Origin of the sequence: Microbacterium pseudoresistens (assembly GCF_013409745.1) — a bacterium.
GTDB lineage: Bacteria > Actinomycetota > Actinomycetes > Actinomycetales > Microbacteriaceae > Microbacterium > Microbacterium pseudoresistens.
The window spans coordinates 1,712,443-1,726,664 of record NZ_JACCBH010000001.1 but is presented as its reverse complement, the minus strand read 5'-3'; the positions used below and the strand labels follow the sequence as shown (position 1 = coordinate 1,726,664).

The 14,222-nt window shown below is 69.4% G+C and carries 13 protein-coding genes; 4 read left to right on the top strand and 9 right to left on the bottom strand.

Annotation, left to right across the window (positions count from 1 at the left end):
- Positions 1–67: 67 nt before the first annotated feature.
- Positions 68–2,554: a lamin tail domain-containing protein gene (locus tag BKA02_RS08590; protein ID WP_179433133.1), complete on the bottom strand. Its 2,487-nt coding sequence runs from the start codon at positions 2,552–2,554 to the stop codon at positions 68–70.
- A gap of 303 nt (positions 2,555–2,857) precedes the next feature.
- Entirely contained in the window at positions 2,858–3,838 is a 981-nt protein-coding gene (locus BKA02_RS08585; RefSeq protein ID WP_179433131.1) for a glycerophosphodiester phosphodiesterase family protein, read from the bottom strand.
- A gap of 87 nt (positions 3,839–3,925) precedes the next feature.
- On the opposite strand from BKA02_RS08585, the gene BKA02_RS08580 reads away from it, so the two are divergent.
- Together BKA02_RS08580 and BKA02_RS08575 are read left to right on the top strand one after the other, a co-directional pair.
- Positions 3,926–4,876: a Bax inhibitor-1/YccA family protein gene (locus tag BKA02_RS08580; RefSeq protein WP_179433129.1), complete on the top strand. Its 951-nt coding sequence runs from the start codon at positions 3,926–3,928 to the stop codon at positions 4,874–4,876.
- 156 nt (positions 4,877–5,032) lie between these two features.
- Entirely contained in the window at positions 5,033–5,305 is a 273-nt protein-coding gene (locus tag BKA02_RS08575; protein ID WP_179433127.1) for a GlsB/YeaQ/YmgE family stress response membrane protein, read from the top strand.
- A 106-nt stretch (positions 5,306–5,411) separates the two neighbouring features.
- On the opposite strand, the gene guaA is transcribed toward BKA02_RS08575, so the two are convergent.
- Both guaA and BKA02_RS08565 read right to left on the bottom strand, forming a co-directional pair.
- Positions 5,412–7,028 (bottom strand): glutamine-hydrolyzing GMP synthase, encoded by a 1,617-nt coding sequence (guaA, locus tag BKA02_RS08570; protein ID WP_179433125.1) that lies wholly within the window; start codon positions 7,026–7,028, stop codon positions 5,412–5,414.
- Positions 7,025–7,519: a DUF3817 domain-containing protein gene (locus BKA02_RS08565; RefSeq protein WP_179433123.1), complete on the bottom strand. Its 495-nt coding sequence runs from the start codon at positions 7,517–7,519 to the stop codon at positions 7,025–7,027. The genes guaA and BKA02_RS08565 overlap by 4 nt, the downstream gene beginning before the upstream one ends.
- A 134-nt stretch (positions 7,520–7,653) precedes the next feature.
- On the opposite strand from BKA02_RS08565, the gene BKA02_RS08560 reads away from it, so the two are divergent.
- Positions 7,654–8,256 carry a VOC family protein gene (locus BKA02_RS08560; protein ID WP_179433121.1) on the top strand — a complete coding sequence of 201 codons (603 nt, stop codon included), beginning with the start codon at positions 7,654–7,656 and terminating at the stop codon, positions 8,254–8,256.
- A gap of 71 nt (positions 8,257–8,327) precedes the next feature.
- Here BKA02_RS08560 and BKA02_RS08555 read toward each other — a convergent pair whose 3' ends face one another.
- The 5 genes from BKA02_RS08555 to guaB all read right to left on the bottom strand — a co-directional run bounded on the left by BKA02_RS08555 (position 8,328) and on the right by guaB (position 12,612).
- The gene (locus BKA02_RS08555) at positions 8,328–9,137 is read right to left on the bottom strand and encodes an SURF1 family cytochrome oxidase biogenesis protein (RefSeq protein ID WP_343045378.1); all 810 of its coding nucleotides are present in this window, start codon (positions 9,135–9,137) and stop codon (positions 8,328–8,330) included.
- Positions 9,138–9,144: 7 nt separating this feature from the next.
- Complete coding sequence (locus BKA02_RS08550; RefSeq protein ID WP_179435339.1) at positions 9,145–10,263, bottom strand: GuaB3 family IMP dehydrogenase-related protein; 1,119 nt, start codon at positions 10,261–10,263, stop codon at positions 9,145–9,147.
- Between the two features lie 189 nt (positions 10,264–10,452).
- Positions 10,453–10,674 carry an AbrB/MazE/SpoVT family DNA-binding domain-containing protein gene (locus tag BKA02_RS08545; RefSeq protein WP_179433119.1) on the bottom strand — a complete coding sequence of 74 codons (222 nt, stop codon included), beginning with the start codon at positions 10,672–10,674 and terminating at the stop codon, positions 10,453–10,455.
- Positions 10,675–10,731: 57 nt separating this feature from the next.
- Entirely contained in the window at positions 10,732–11,049 is a 318-nt protein-coding gene (locus BKA02_RS08540; protein WP_179433117.1) for a DUF2277 domain-containing protein, read from the bottom strand.
- Positions 11,050–11,109: 60 nt separating this feature from the next.
- A complete protein-coding gene (guaB, locus tag BKA02_RS08535) occupies positions 11,110–12,612 on the bottom strand; it encodes an IMP dehydrogenase (RefSeq protein WP_179433116.1) in 1,503 nt (500 codons plus the stop codon).
- Between the two features lie 263 nt (positions 12,613–12,875).
- Between guaB and BKA02_RS08530 the strand changes: the two genes are divergently transcribed.
- On the top strand, positions 12,876–14,222 hold the full coding sequence (locus tag BKA02_RS08530) for an ABC transporter permease subunit (RefSeq protein ID WP_179435337.1): 1,347 nt from the start codon (positions 12,876–12,878) through the stop codon (positions 14,220–14,222).

The window sequence follows — 14,222 nt, the reverse complement described above, 5'->3', positions numbered from 1 at the left end:
GGATGCGCCCCCCGCCACGCATCCCCCGCTGCCCGGCCCGGCCGAACCCGTGGGTCGGCCGGGGGGTCTATGCGCGGCGCCTCCGACGCGCGGTGAGCGCGATCGCACCGGCCAACAGCAGGCTCAGTCCGAGCACGGCCGCCCCGATCGCAGGCTCGACACCCGTCACGGCGAGTCCGTCGTCGGGTCTGCTGCCGGATCCACCATCGCCGCCGGATCCGTCACCGGGGTCGGCGCCGCCGTCCGGGCCATCGCCGTCGCCCCCGGCTCCCCCGCCGTCTCCGCCACCGCCGGTGCCGCCAGGAAGGGAGCCGACGCGCAGCGCCTCCGAAGAGTATCCGTCGGCGAACCACCACACCGGACGCTGACCGTCGATCGACAGCGACGCGGGTGCCGTGGCGAAGCCCTCGTTGTTGATGTCGGGCAGCCCCGACGGCGCGGCGATGTGGACGATGCCGGGCTGGGCTGTGCCGTTGAGCGCGATCTGCGCCGAGCGTCCGTGGCATCCGTCGTCGCAGACGGCCCACAGCACGCCGAGGGCGGCGTCGTAGTCCAGACCCATGACGCCGGCGAGCCCCGGATCGATCTCCGCCACGAGCGTGGCCGCACCGGCCGCGAGCGCGAAGGCGTAGACGTGCCCGTTGTCCTCCATCGCGACGAAGAACAGTCCGTCGCCGTGCCCGGGGTACGCGGCGGGGTCGTAGCGGGCGCCGGCCGCATCGTCGTACAGCGCCCCCGCGAGTTCGGCGTCGGGCACCCACTCCACCGCCTCGATCCCGAGGTTGGCACCGACGGCGGGCAGCAGATCCGTGAGATCCCACTCCGCCTGGGCGATGAGATCGCCCGGCGCCGAATCCGGATCGACCTGCAGCAGCATGTTGAGGTTCACGCCCTTGGCGCTGTTGTCACGCTCGACGGCCACGTACACGAGCCCGTCGCCGTCGACGGTGATCCCTTCGGTGTCCGGGCCCGCGGCGCCCGGATCGGCGGCATCCTTCGAGAAGCGCACGCGCTTGCCGTCGGACCAGCCGTCAGCCTTGGCCACCGAGCCGTCGGGCGAGGCGGTGAGCTTCCAGATCCTGCCCTCGCCGTTGTCGACCGCCCAGAGGAAGGTGCCCTCCGCGGTCTCCTGCGTGTCGAGACCGGAGCTGTCCTCCAGGAACATCGGCTCGGTGTCGAGCACGCGGACATCCGGCGATCCTAGCCACGGCGAGACGGGGATGTCGCCGCCGCAGACGTTCGCCGCGCCCTTGGTCGGCTCCGCGGTGATATCGAAGTCGCCGGTCAGGTCGGGGCAGCGCCCCCAGGTGGTGGGCGCGTGGCCGTCTCCCCAGCGCACCTCTTCCAGAAGCACGTCACCGTCGAACAAGCGCACCGCATCCCCGCCGCCGAGACCGAAACCCAGCTCATCGCGCTCGATCACGAGGTAGCCGCCCGGGTCGATCGTCGTGCCCGCCGGGATCGTGTAGGAATGGCCGTCGTCCTCGTCCTTCACGACGAAACCCGAGACGTCGGCCGTCTCGGCCATAGGGTTGCCCAGCTCGATCCAGTCGTCGGGCGAACCGCCGTCGGACTCGACCTCGTTGATGACGACCTGCGCGCTCACGCACGTGTTGGCGGCACCCGGAGTGGCGTAGGCGAGCACGAAGGCACCCTCGCCGTCGGGGCAGCGCGCCAGGGTCGCGGCGCCGAAGTCGCCGTCGATCGCGGCATGCCCCTCCCACGCGCCCGTCTCGTCGACGAGCGATCCGGAGGGGTCGAACAGGCGGATCATGTCGGCGCTGCCGATCCCGATCGGGTCGCGGAAGGGAGCTTCCTCGCCGTCGACGATGCCGATGCTCGCCTCGTCCACCACGAGATACCCGCCCGGCTCGATGACCGATCCGGCGGGGAACGCCCACCGGTGATCGTCGGAGTTGTCGCGGATCTCGTAGCCGGAGATGTCGAGCAGCGCGGCGCCGGTGTTGACGAACTCCACCCAGTCGGCGGGCTGCGAGTCGACCTCGTTGATGCGGATCGTGCCCAGCGCTCCCGGGTCTCCTCCGTCGTCGTCCCCGCCTTCCCCGCCGTCGTCGGGGAAGACGTTCTCGGCACCCTTGGTCGGCTCAGCGGTCACTGCCCACTCCACCGCACCATCGATGACCCGCGCACCCCAGGTCGTCGCGGCGTGTCCCGCCCACGCGGTCTCGGTCTCCAGCGCGCCGGCGGGGTCGAACAGACGCACCCGGTCGGTTCCGCCGAGTCCGAAGTCGAAGTCGCCCTCACCGTCGATCAGCTCGTCGAGCACGAGGAACTCTCCCGGCTGCACGACGATTCCCGCGGGGATCGTGTACGGGTTCTTGTCGCTGTCGTCCTGCACCCTGTAGCCGCCGAGATCGATCGGCGCATCCGTCGGGTTCAGGAACTCGATCCAGTCGCCTGGCGTGCCGCCGCTGGATTCGACTTCGTTGATGCGGATGCCGGGTTCGGCGGCGAAGGCGGGCGGTACGGCGAGCAGGGCGGCGCCGAGCGCGCATGCGGAGGCGGCGGCGAGGCCGTGACGAAGGCGAGACATGGGACTCCTGGGATTCGGATGGGACCGTCCCAGATCATCGCTGCCGTATGGCCCGCTCCCGTCTGCCGGGTGTCCACCCGGTGAACGAAGCGGGTACGGATGGCGGAACGGCACGACGGGTTCGGGTACGGATGGCTGAGACCCTCGGCACAGATGGCTGAGCAGGAAGCCGTTTTCGGGGTGAAACCCAGGGTGTCTGGTCCAAAACGAGGAAGCCTTCAGCCGTCCGTCCCCGAAACGGGAGCAGGGCTCCGCCACCTGTACCGGCGCCGAGCGACCCACTCAGCCATCCGTGCCGGATGACTACCGGAAGAAGGCGACGCCGAGGTCGGGGTGGTCGACGAAGACGCCGTCGACGCCGGTGCGAGCGATCTGCGCCCACTCGCTCTCGTAGTCCCCGAACGCCGCTTTGCCGCCCGAGAGCCGGAATCGCCGGTCGAGGAAGGCGTTCTCGGGCCGGCACGTCCAGGTGAACACCCGCAGCCCGCGTTCGTGCGCCGCCTCGACGAGGCCTTCGCCCTCCAGCAGCATGCGCTTGTTCACGCTGATGCCGTCGACTCGCCCGACCAGCGCGTCGAGCCCCGCCGACGATACCTCCTGCGCGTACGTCGGCGCCGCCTTGCCCAGGGCCGCCACGAGGTCGGCGGGTCTGCCCACCGCCTCGATCAGATAGATGAGCGTCGCAGCGACGGCGCTGTCGCGGAACACGTCGAGGATGCCGGCCTCGAAGCACTCGATGGTCAGGGGCAGGTCGCCGTCCGCCCAGCCGTTCGCTCGCAGATCGCGCAGGATGAGCGGCGCCAGATCGAGCCCGATCCCGGCGAAGTACGTGGCGTGCTTGACCTCCAGCACCACCCCGATGACCCTCCCGTGCTCCTCGGATGCGGTGCGCACGAGGTCGAGCACGTCGACGAGGCGGAGGATCGGCTGTCCGCCGTCGAAGCTCGCGCTCGATGGTCGCAGCGCCGACAGCCGTTCCCGGCAGCGCAGGGTCGAAAGCTCGTCCCAGGTGAAGTCCTCGGTGAACCATCCCGTCAGCTGCACGCCGTCGACGCGCTTGGTCGTGCGGCGGTCGGCGAACTCCGGATGCTCGGCCACGTCGGTCGTGCCGGAGATCTCGTTCTCGTGACGCACGACGAGCACGCCGTCGCGGGTGGCCACGACATCGGGCTCGACGGCATCGACGCCCATCGCGAACGCGAGCTCGTACGACGAGCGGGAATGCTCGGGCCGATATCCGGGTGCGCCCCGGTGACCGATCACGAGCGGCGGACGACGGGGCATATTTTCAGGGTAGGACACGCCGTGGAGCCCCACTCGCAGGTAGTCTTGACGTACGCGCATCCCGACCTCGAGGAGTGAGGCCAACTCATGAGCAACTTCGCGTTCAACAATCCGGCGTTCAAGCAGCAGGATCCGCGCAACGTCGCGACCTATCCCGGGGCGAGCCCGCAGGGTGCTGCGCAGGCCGCGCAGACGGCGTCGGCCGCCCACGCGGGCATGAACGCCGCCGTAAACGCACAGCTCGAGGGCATATACGCCGCCCCGCCGGCCGGTGCGATCGAGACCGATCGGATGACCGTCGAGGACACGGTCTGGAAGACGGCCGGCCTGTTCGGCATCCTCCTGGTCACGGCTGTGATCGGCTGGTTCTTCACGCTGTCGAAGTTCGGCGGCGCGATCCCCAACCTCTCCGACCCGTATGTGCACTCCGCGGCGATGGGCCAGGTCGTCGCATGGCCGTGGATCGTCGGGGCGCTCGGCGGCTTCGTGCTCGCCATGGTCGTCACGTTCACTTCCCGCAAGAAGGTGCGGCCGGCGCTGATCTTCGCCTACGCGGCGTTCGAGGGCCTGTTCGTCGGCGGAATCTCGGCGTTCTTCGAGATCATGTTCCCGGGCATCGTCGTGCAGGCGACGCTCGCGACCGTCGCGGTCGTGGGTGTCACGCTCGCCCTCTTCGCCAGCGGCAAGATCCGCGCCTCGAAGAAGATGACCAAGATCTTCATGATCGCGATGCTCGGCTACCTCGTCTTCTCGCTGCTCAACGTCGGCCTGATGCTCTTCAACGTGCTGCCGCAGGATCAGATGTTCGGCATGTTCAGCGCCAAGGTCGCGGGCATCCCGCTGGGCCTCATCATCGGCGTGCTCGTGGTGTTCATGGCGGCGTACTCGCTGGTGCTCGACTTCGACCAGATCCAGCAGGGCGTGCGCAACGGCGCTCCCCGCGTGTACGGCTGGCTCGGCGGCTTCGGCATCATGGTCACCGTCGTGTGGCTGTACGTCGAGATCCTGCGGATCATCGCGATCGCCCGCAGCAACTGACGCGCGCACATCGCAGAACGGCCCGTCCCGCAAGGGGCGGGCCGTTCTCGTCATCCGGAAAAGTTCTTTATCTCACATCGACTCGGCGCGCAAGGTATTCCGTCCCGGCGCGCGGAGTGTCATGATGACGGCGTCCACTGATCGAAGGAGCACATCATGGGATTCATCGCATTCCTCATCCTCGGACTCATCGCGGGCGCCATCGCCAAGCTGATCCTGCCCGGCAAGCATGGCGGCGGCTGGATTATGACGCTCATCCTCGGCGTCGTCGGCGCGATGCTGGGCGGCTGGCTGGGAGGCTTGCTGTTCGGCGCGAAGATCGACGGATTCTTCGACCTCACGAGCTGGTTGCTCGCGATCGGTGGCTCCATCATCGTTCTGCTGATCTACGGCCTCATCGTGGGCCGGGGCAACAAGGTCGAGAGCTGACGGAAGACAACCCGAAACTCCGGGGCACACGCCCCGGGGATCATAAGCTAAGACCCCTGGTTCGCGACGCGAGAACGACGCGAACCAGGGGTCTCGGCGTGAGAGGTCACTCCCACTCGATGGTCCCCGGGGGCTTGGATGTGACATCGAGCACCACCCGGTTGACCTCGCGCACCTCGTTGGTGATGCGGTTGGAGATCTTCGAGAGCACGTCGTACGGCAGGCGCGTCCAGTCGGCCGTCATCGCATCCTCGCTGGAGACCGGGCGCAGCACGATCGGATGCCCATAGGTGCGGCCGTCGCCCTGCACGCCCACCGAGCGCACATCCGCGAGCAGCACGACCGGGCACTGCCAGATCTCGCCATCCAGGCCCGCCCTGGTCAGCTCTTCGCGGGCGATCGCGTCGGCCTCGCGCAGCACCTCCAGGCGGTCGCGGGTGACCTCGCCGATGATGCGGATGCCGAGGCCAGGGCCGGGGAACGGCTGACGTCCGACGATCGCCTCGGGGATGCCGAGCTCGCGTCCGATCGCGCGCACCTCGTCTTTGAAGAGGGTGCGCAGCGGCTCGATGAGCTCGAAGTCGAGGTCGTCGGGCAGCCCGCCCACGTTGTGGTGGGACTTGATGTTGGCGGTGCCCGTGCCGCCGCCGGATTCGACGACGTCGGGGTAGAGCGTGCCCTGCACGAGGAAGCGCACCTTCTCGCCGTCGGACTTCGCCTCGGCGACGAGCTCGCGCTGCACCTTCTCGAAGGCGCGGATGAACTCCCGGCCGATGATCTTGCGCTTCTCCTCGGGGTCGGTCACTCCCTGCAGGTGCCCGAGGAAGGTGTCGACGGCGTCGACCGTGATGAGGTGCACGCCGGTGGAGGCGACATAGTCCTGCTCCACCTGCTCGCGCTCGCCCTTGCGCAGCAGCCCGTGGTCGACGAACACGGCCGTCAGCTGGTCACCGATCGCCTTGTGCACGAGGGCGGTGGAGACCGCCGAGTCGACGCCGCCCGACAGCGCGGAGATGACGCGCGCATCGCCGACCTGTGCACGGATGCGCTCGACCTGTTCGGCGATGACGTTGTCGCTGTTCCAGTCGGCCGGAAGCCCCGCGCCCTTGTGCAGGAAGTTCTCGATCACCTGCTGGCCGTGATCGGAGTGCTTGACCTCGGGATGCCACTGCACGCCGTAGAAGCGGCGCTCGTCGTCGGCGAAGGCGGCCACGCCTGTCGCGCGAGTCGAGGCGAGCACCTCGAACCCTTCGGGGGCCCGGGCGACCTGGTCGCCGTGGCTCATCCACACGTTCTGATCTGCGGGCTGACCGCCCAGCAGCGTGCCGCCGTCACCGGCGAGGGTCGCATCCGTCGCGCCGTACTCGCGCAGGCCCGTGTTGGCGACCTCGCCGCCGAGGGTCTGGGCCATCACCTGGAAGCCGTAGCAGATGCCCAGCGTCGGCACGCCGAGCTCGAAGACGGCCGGATCCAGCTGCGGCGCGCCGTCCTCGTACACCGACGACGGCCCGCCGGAGAGGATGAGCGCCACCGGATTGCGCGCCGCGATCTCTTCGGCGCTCGCGGTGTGCGGCACGATCTCGCTGTACACACCGGCCTCGCGCACGCGGCGGGCGATGAGCTGGGCGTACTGGGCGCCGAAGTCGACGACGAGCGCGGGGCGCTGCGCGGTGTCGTTGCCCTCGACGGGGGCGTTCTGGTCGGGGGTGTTCTGACCGGTCAACGGGTGCCTTCCGTGGCGGGGGCGGATGAGGATGCGGCGGCCGGCTCGGCGGCGAGCTCCTGTTCGCGACGGGCGAGGTAGGCCTTGACCTCGCGCGCGACGATCGCCTCCATGAAGAAGGACAGCAGCGGGATCACACCGCCCAGGGCGAGCATGATGAACCGCAGGAACGGCCACCGCATGAGGCTCCACACCCGGAAGCAGGCGAACAGGTAGACGACGTAGAACCAGCCGTGCGCGATGAGGATGAGCAGCGAGATGTTCAGTCCGTCACCGGTGGAGACGAGGCCTTCGGCGCCGTCGACGACGGGGGCGAACCACAGCGGCCCGCCGGATCCGCCGGCGAAGAGCTCGAGCCGGATGGGCGTGTACTTGAGGATCATCTCGGTCACGAGCAGCAGCAGCATGACGCCCGTGATGATCGAGGCGACCTGGTAGAACTTCAGCGCTCCGCGGATCTTCGGGAAGGAGGAGGGCTTGGGTTCGGGCATGTCCTCATTCTAGCCGTCCGCCTGCGACATCCCGCTGTCTCCGCCGCCGGGCGGGCACCCTCCGGAGAACCCCACGGGGCCATCGAGCAGGAATCGAGAAGCGGCGGCCGAGCGCCCGCCGTAGCGTCGAGGACATGAACACCACCATCGACGCCATCACCCTCGAGACCACCGACCTCGCCGCCGCGAAGGCCTTCTACGACGCGGTCTTCGGACTCAGAGACCGCATCCGCCTGCGCGAGACCGCCGAACCCTCCGAGGGGTTCCGCGGGTACACCCTCTCTCTCATCGTTGCGCAGCCCGCCGACGCCCTGCTCCTCTTCGACGACGCGACCGCCGCCGGAGCGGTCGTGCGCAAGCCGCCGACGAAGTCGCTATGGGGCTTCGGCGGCGCACTGGAGGCGCCGGACGGCGCCCTGTGGAACATCGCCACCTCCTCGAAGAAGGACACCGCCCCCGCATCGCGCGCGATCGAGAGCGTCGTGCTGCTGCTGGGATCGGCGGATGTGCGCCGCAGTCGCGCCTTCTACACCGAGCGCGGCTTCGCCGTGCGCAAGAGCTTCGGCAGCTACGTCGACTTCGACACCCCCGCGGGCACGATCGGTCTCGGGCTGTACAAGCGCGCGGCCCTGGCGAAGTCGGTCGACGTCTCCGCGGAGGGCAGCGGCTCGCATCGGATCGTGATCCACGGCGGCGCGGATGCCGTCGACCCCGACGGCTTCGTCTGGGAAGCCTGATCTCCGCGGGCTCCCCGCCATCGCCGTGTCGGCGGCACGTGCGCGGCGGCGCCACCGGATGCGGCACCGCCTCAGCCGCGGCCGGCCTCCTCGAACTCCTCGACTTCGCGCTCCCACGCATCCTTGCCGAGGCGGTACCAGAGGTAGAAGGCGAAACCGGCGAAGACGGCCCATTCGGCGGCGTAGAAGATGTTGAGCCAGTTCACCGACGTGCCCTCGTCGGGCGCGGGAGACGAGATGGCGACGGTGCCGCCGAGCGGCTCGGCGGCCGTGAGGAACGGCCGGTAGACAGACAGCCCTTCGACGTCGTGCCAGCGCGAGAGCAGGGCGGCGGGAGACATGCGCCCCAGGCGCTGCGGATCGGTGCGCGGCGGCGGGGCGACCCCTTCGTCGGTGATGAGGCGGCCAGTGAGTTCGACGTCCGATCCGTCGGCGTGCTTCTCGAGCGCATCTACGGCGGAAGCAGCGGCCTTCTCATCGGCGACCCACCCGATCGCGACGGCGAGGGAGGTGGGCGTCTCGGCATCTGCGATCCGCAGCTGCCCGGTCACCCAGTACCCCTCGGCGCCGTCGTTGAACCGCGAGGCGACGACGAGAAAATCGCCGGGCACCCAGTGGCCGTGCACGGCGACCTTCTGGCCCTCTGATCGCGCATCGAGGTACGTGCCCGGCGGCAGCACATCCTCCAGCGGCACGACTCTCTCGGTGGCGCCGGGCTCGGGCGGATCGGTGTCGACGGCGCGGCCCAGCTGCCATTGGCCGAGCCACGCGAACACGCCGGCGACGACGAGGCACAGCCCGAGGAGGCCGAGCCAGCGCGGGCGCAGCAGCACCTCGCGCAGCGTCGGCGGGAATGGCGCCGGGGTCGCGGGGGCGGTCACGACGCGATCAGAACCGCTCGTACGGGGCGAGCACGACTTCGACGCGCTGGAACTCCTTGAGGTCGGAGTAGCCCGTGGTCGCCATCGACTTGCGGAGCGCTCCGATGAGGTTGGCGGTGCCGTCGGCGACCGGGGCCGGGCCGAACAGCACTTCTTCGAGCGGTGCGACGCCGCCGACGGCCACGCGGCGTCCGCGCGGCAGTTCGGCGTGGTGCGCCTCGGGACCCCAGTGGAATCCGCGGCCCGGCGCGTCCGTCGAGCGGGCGAGGGCGACGCCGAGCATGACGGCGTCAGCGCCCATCGCGAGTGCCTTGACGATGTCTCCCGAGGTGCCCACACCGCCGTCGGCGATGACGTGCACGTACCGCCCGCCCGACTCGTCGAGGTAGTCGCGGCGCGCAGCGGCGACGTCGGAGACGGCCGTGGCCATGGGCGCGTGGATGCCGAGGGTGACCCGCGTCGTCGAGGCCGCTCCCCCGCCGAAGCCGACGAGCACGCCGGCGGCGCCGGTGCGCATGAGGTGCAGGGCGGCCGTGTAGGTGCTCGCGCCGCCGACGATCACGGGAACGTCGAGGTCGTAGATGAACTTCTTGAGGTTCAGCGGGGCGGTGACGCTGGAGACGTGCTCGGCCGACACGGTCGTGCCGCGGATGACGAACAGGTCGACACCGGCGGCGACGACCGTCTCGTACAGCTCCTGGGTGCGCTGCGGGGTGAGAGACCCGGCGACGGTCACGCCGGCTTCGCGGACCTCGGCGAGGCGCCGGGTGATGAGCTCGGGCTTGATCGGCTCGGCGTACAGCTGCTGCATCCGCACGGTCGCCTCGGAGGGCTCAAGGCCCGCGATCTCCTCGAGCAACGGCTCGGGAGCCTCGTACCGGGTCCACAGGCCCTCGAGGTCGAGCACCCCGAGTCCGCCCAGCTTTCCGAGCGCGATGGCCGTGGCCGGACTCATGACCGAGTCCATCGGGGCGCCGAGTACGGGGATGTCGAACGAGAACGCGTCGATCGTCCACGCGGTCGACACGTCCTCCGGGTTGCGCGTGCGCCGCGAGGGCACCACCGCGATGTCGTCGAACGTGTACGCGCGCCGTGCGCGCTTGCCGCGGCCGATCTCGATATCCATGCTCACGCGCCCAGCCTACCCGCGGCGAAGATATCCCCAGGTCCTCATCAGGGACGGGCACCGGGCGTTCGGCGACAGTGTCAGTCGGCCGTGCGCAACTGCACGATCTGTTCTGACGATCCCCACTCCCGGTCTGCTGTCAGCACGCGCGCGTCAAACCGTGCGGCCATGGCGAGGCGTCGAGCACGATCATGCGGCGTCGTCGACGCGCGCGGCGTCTCGGCGCTCGGCGAGCAGCTCGCTCACGAGGTCCGCCCCGCCCAGCTGCCGCCGCATCAGCGCCTTCGCCTGGTCGCGCGTCGCCACGATCACGCCATCGCCCATCTCGATGAACAACAGGGTCGTTCCCTGGGTCCAGTCCAACCGCACGCGCAGCTCCGCGGGCACGACGAGACGCCCTCGATCTCCCATCGGAGCAGCCTATGTGGTATTCATGCCCGCATCGTGCCACTGCTGATGGGAGGGGTGTCAGCGGCCTGCTGCGCGGGAGGCGCGCTTCTGCTCCTGGAAGACCCGGATCGCCTCATACCGTTCCGCGGAGCGCGCTCGGCGCTTGGTCGCCTCCTGCTCGCGGTTCTTCGGCGGCGCGGAGGTGACGAGTCCGTCGAGAAGGCGACGGGTGGCTTGCTCGATCTCGGCGACGGCCCGGTCGAAGACCTCCTGATTGGCCCTCGACGGCTTCGTCGCCCCGGAGATCTTGCGCACGAACTGCACAGCGGCGTCGTGGCACTCCTCATCCGTCGCGGCGGGCTCGAGATTGTTCAGGGGGACGATGTTGCGGCACATGCCCGCACGCTACGCCGCCCCGGCGACATCGGAAACCCCGGGATACGCGCCCGCCGTCTGTCAGCGCTTGTAGTTGGGCGCCTCGACCACGATCTGCACGTCGTGCGGGTGCGATTCCTTGAGCCCGGCCGAGGTGATGCGCACGAACTTGCCCCGCTCCTTGAGCTCGGGGATGGTGCGGGCGCCGACGTAGAACATCGACTGGCGCAGCCCGCCCACGAGCTGGTACGCCACAGCCGACACCGGCCCGCGGTAGGGCACCTGTCCCTCGATGCCCTCGGGGATGAGCTTGTCGTCGCTGGGCACGTCTGCCTGGAAGTAGCGGTCCTTGGAGTACGAGGTCTGCTTGCCGCGCGTCTGCATGGCGCCGAGCGAACCCATGCCGCGGTACTGCTTGAACTGCTTGCCGCTCTGGAAGACGATCTCGCCCGGCGACTCGTCGGTGCCGGCCAGGAGCGATCCGAGCATCACGGCATCCGCGCCGGCGACGAGCGCCTTGGCGATGTCACCGGAGTACTGCAGTCCGCCGTCGGCGATCACGGGGATGCCGGCGGGCCGAGCCGCCAGCGACGCCTCGTACACGGCGGTCACCTGGGGCACGCCCACGCCGGCGACCACGCGGGTGGTGCAGATCGAGCCGGGGCCGACGCCCACCTTCACGGCGTCGACGCCCGCATCCACGAGCGCCTGCGCGCCCTCGCGAGTGGCGACGTTGCCGCCGATGACGTCGATGTGCGCGAACGACTCGTCGGCTTTGAGCCGCTGCACGAGATCGATCACGCCCTGCGACTGGCCGTTGGCGGTGTCGACGACGAGCACGTCGACGCCCGCGTCGCGCAGCGCTTCGGCGCGCTCCCACGCGTCGCCGAAGAAGCCGATCGCGGCGCCGACGCGGAGGCGCCCCTGGTCGTCCTTGGTGGCGAGCGGATACTTCTCGCTCTTGTCGAAGTCCTTGATGGTGATGAGGCCCGCCAGCTTGCCGTCCTCGTCGATCAGCGGCAGCTTCTCCACGCGGTGCTTGGCGAACAGCGCGATGACCTCGCCGGCGGCCACACCCACGGGGGCGGTGATCAGTCCCTCCTTGGTCATGACATCCCTGACGAGGGTGGTCTGGCGCTCGAAGCCCGAGACGAAGCGCATGTCGCGGTTGGTGACGATGCCCACGAGGCGCCCATCGGCATCCACCACGGGAAGGCCCGAGATGCGGTACGTCGCGCACAGCCCGTCGACTTCTTCGACGGTCGCCTCGGGGGTGGTCGTGATCGGATCGGTGATCATGCCAGACTCGCTGCGCTTGACCCGGTCGACCTGCGCGGCCTGATCGGCGATCGACAGGTTGCGGTGCAGGATGCCGATGCCGCCCTCGCGCGCCATGGCGATGGCCATGCGCGCCTCGGTGACGGTGTCCATGGCGCTGGAGAGCAGCGGAGTGGCGACCGAGATGCGTCGCGTCACCCGCGAGGAGGTGTCGGCTTCGCTGGGGATGACGTCGGTGTGACCGGGCAGGAGCAGCACGTCGTCGTAGGTGAGGCCGACGAATCCGAACGGGTCGTGCTGGTCCATGGGGCTCCTTCTCGTGACACGCGCGGGATCCGCGCGGGCGGCGGCCTGTCCTTCTCCGATTCTAAGCGCCGACCGACCCGCCGTATTCCCCGCGATCGGGCGGACATCAGTCTGGCGGAGCGGGCGTCGCGGGCAACGTGTGCGTCACGACCGTTGGCCGAAGCAGACCCGACGGATTACGCTCATACCGTCGACATCGAGGCCGATGCACCCGATACTGCCTCGGTCCCCCTCGGACAGGAGGCCCAGTGAGCCCGACGACCATGGCCGCGCGACGATCCGCCCCGTGGCTGATCGCGTTGCTCGGTCTTCTCCTCGCCGCCGTGATGGTGCTGTTCTCGGCACCCGGCGCGCACGCCGCCGATGCCCCGGACACCCCGGGCGGCGACCAGGAGCAGACCGATTTCTACTTCGCCGGAGTCATCACCTTCGAGGGCGAACCGGTGCCCGATGTGACCATGTCGGTCGACGGCGGCGGCTTCGACGCGAAGACGAAGACCGACGCCGAGGGCAAGTGGCGCCTGTACGTGCCCGAGAAGGACACGTACACGCTCAAGGTCGACGAAGACACCCTTCCCGACGGCGTCATCGTCGACGCCTCGCAGCTTCCCGAGGGCCTGCAGCCGGTGTCGGGCACGACGGCGTCGTTCGAGGCGGAGTTCGGCCTCACCGGAACGAAGATCGTCAACCTGTTCCTCGGCGCCGGCGAGCGGCAGACGGCGTCGTTCGTCGACCAGCTGCTCTCGCGCACGGTCGGGGGGTTGAACTTCGGCCTCCTGCTGGGGCTGGCCTCGATGGGCGCGGCGCTGATCTACGGCACCACACGGCTGTCGAACTTCGCACACGGCGAGATGGTCACATGGGGGCCGGTCGTCGTGGTCGTGGTCACCTCGATGCTGCACCTGCCGCTGTGGGCGGGCATCATCGCCGCGGTGCTGGCCGGCATCCTGCTGGGATGGGCCTCGGATGCCGTGATCTGGCGCCCGCTGCGCCGGCGCGGCCTGGGCGTGGTGCAGCTCATGATCGTGAGCATCGGGCTCTCGCTCGCCCTGCGCTATGCGCTGCAGTTCATCATCGGCGGCAGCACCCGGCAGCTGCCGGGATCGAGCCCCGAGCCGATGCGCCTGGGCCCGGTCAGCCTGTCGTACATCGATCTGATCGGCATGTCGGTGAGCCTCGTCGTCATCCTCGGCATGGCGTTCTTCCTCACCCGCACGAGGGTCGGCAAGGCGACCAGGGCCATCTCCGACAACCCGCAGCTCGCCGCCGCCTCGGGCATCGACGTCGACAAGGTGGTGCGGATCGTCTGGATCCTCGCGGGTCTGCTCGCGGCGATCTCGGGCATCCTCTGGGCGTACTTCCGCCCCGGAGTCAAGTGGGACATGGGTATGCAGATGCTGCTGCTGATGTTCTGCGCGATCACGCTGGGCGGTCTCGGATCGGCCATCGGCGCGCTCATCGGATCGATCATCGTCGGGCTCGCCGTCGAAGTGCCGACACTGTTCGGCGTCCCTTCCGACCTGAAGTACGCCAGCGCTCTCGTCGCCCTGATCCTGGTCCTGCTGCTGCGGCCGCAGGGGCTTCTCGGGCGCAAGGAAAGGATAGGCTGA

Bases quoted from the DNA above. Each gene is read 5' to 3' on its own strand.
- BKA02_RS08590 (WP_179433133.1), bottom strand. From the start codon at position 2,554: ATGTCTCGCCTTCGTCACGGCCTCGCCGCCGCCTCCGCATGCGCGCTC.
- BKA02_RS08585 (WP_179433131.1), bottom strand. From the start codon at position 3,838: ATGCCCCGTCGTCCGCCGCTCGTGATCGGTCACCGGGGCGCACCCGGA.
- BKA02_RS08580 (WP_179433129.1), top strand. From the start codon at position 3,926: ATGAGCAACTTCGCGTTCAACAATCCGGCGTTCAAGCAGCAGGATCCG.
- BKA02_RS08575 (WP_179433127.1), top strand. From the start codon at position 5,033: ATGGGATTCATCGCATTCCTCATCCTCGGACTCATCGCGGGCGCCATC.
- BKA02_RS08565 (WP_179433123.1), bottom strand. From the start codon at position 7,519: ATGCCCGAACCCAAGCCCTCCTCCTTCCCGAAGATCCGCGGAGCGCTG.
- BKA02_RS08560 (WP_179433121.1), top strand. From the start codon at position 7,654: ATGAACACCACCATCGACGCCATCACCCTCGAGACCACCGACCTCGCC.
- BKA02_RS08550 (WP_179435339.1), bottom strand. From the start codon at position 10,263: ATGGATATCGAGATCGGCCGCGGCAAGCGCGCACGGCGCGCGTACACG.
- BKA02_RS08545 (WP_179433119.1), bottom strand. From the start codon at position 10,674: ATGGGAGATCGAGGGCGTCTCGTCGTGCCCGCGGAGCTGCGCGTGCGG.
- BKA02_RS08540 (WP_179433117.1), bottom strand. From the start codon at position 11,049: ATGTGCCGCAACATCGTCCCCCTGAACAATCTCGAGCCCGCCGCGACG.
- guaB (WP_179433116.1), bottom strand. From the start codon at position 12,612: ATGGACCAGCACGACCCGTTCGGATTCGTCGGCCTCACCTACGACGAC.
- BKA02_RS08530 (WP_179435337.1), top strand. From the start codon at position 12,876: ATGGCCGCGCGACGATCCGCCCCGTGGCTGATCGCGTTGCTCGGTCTT.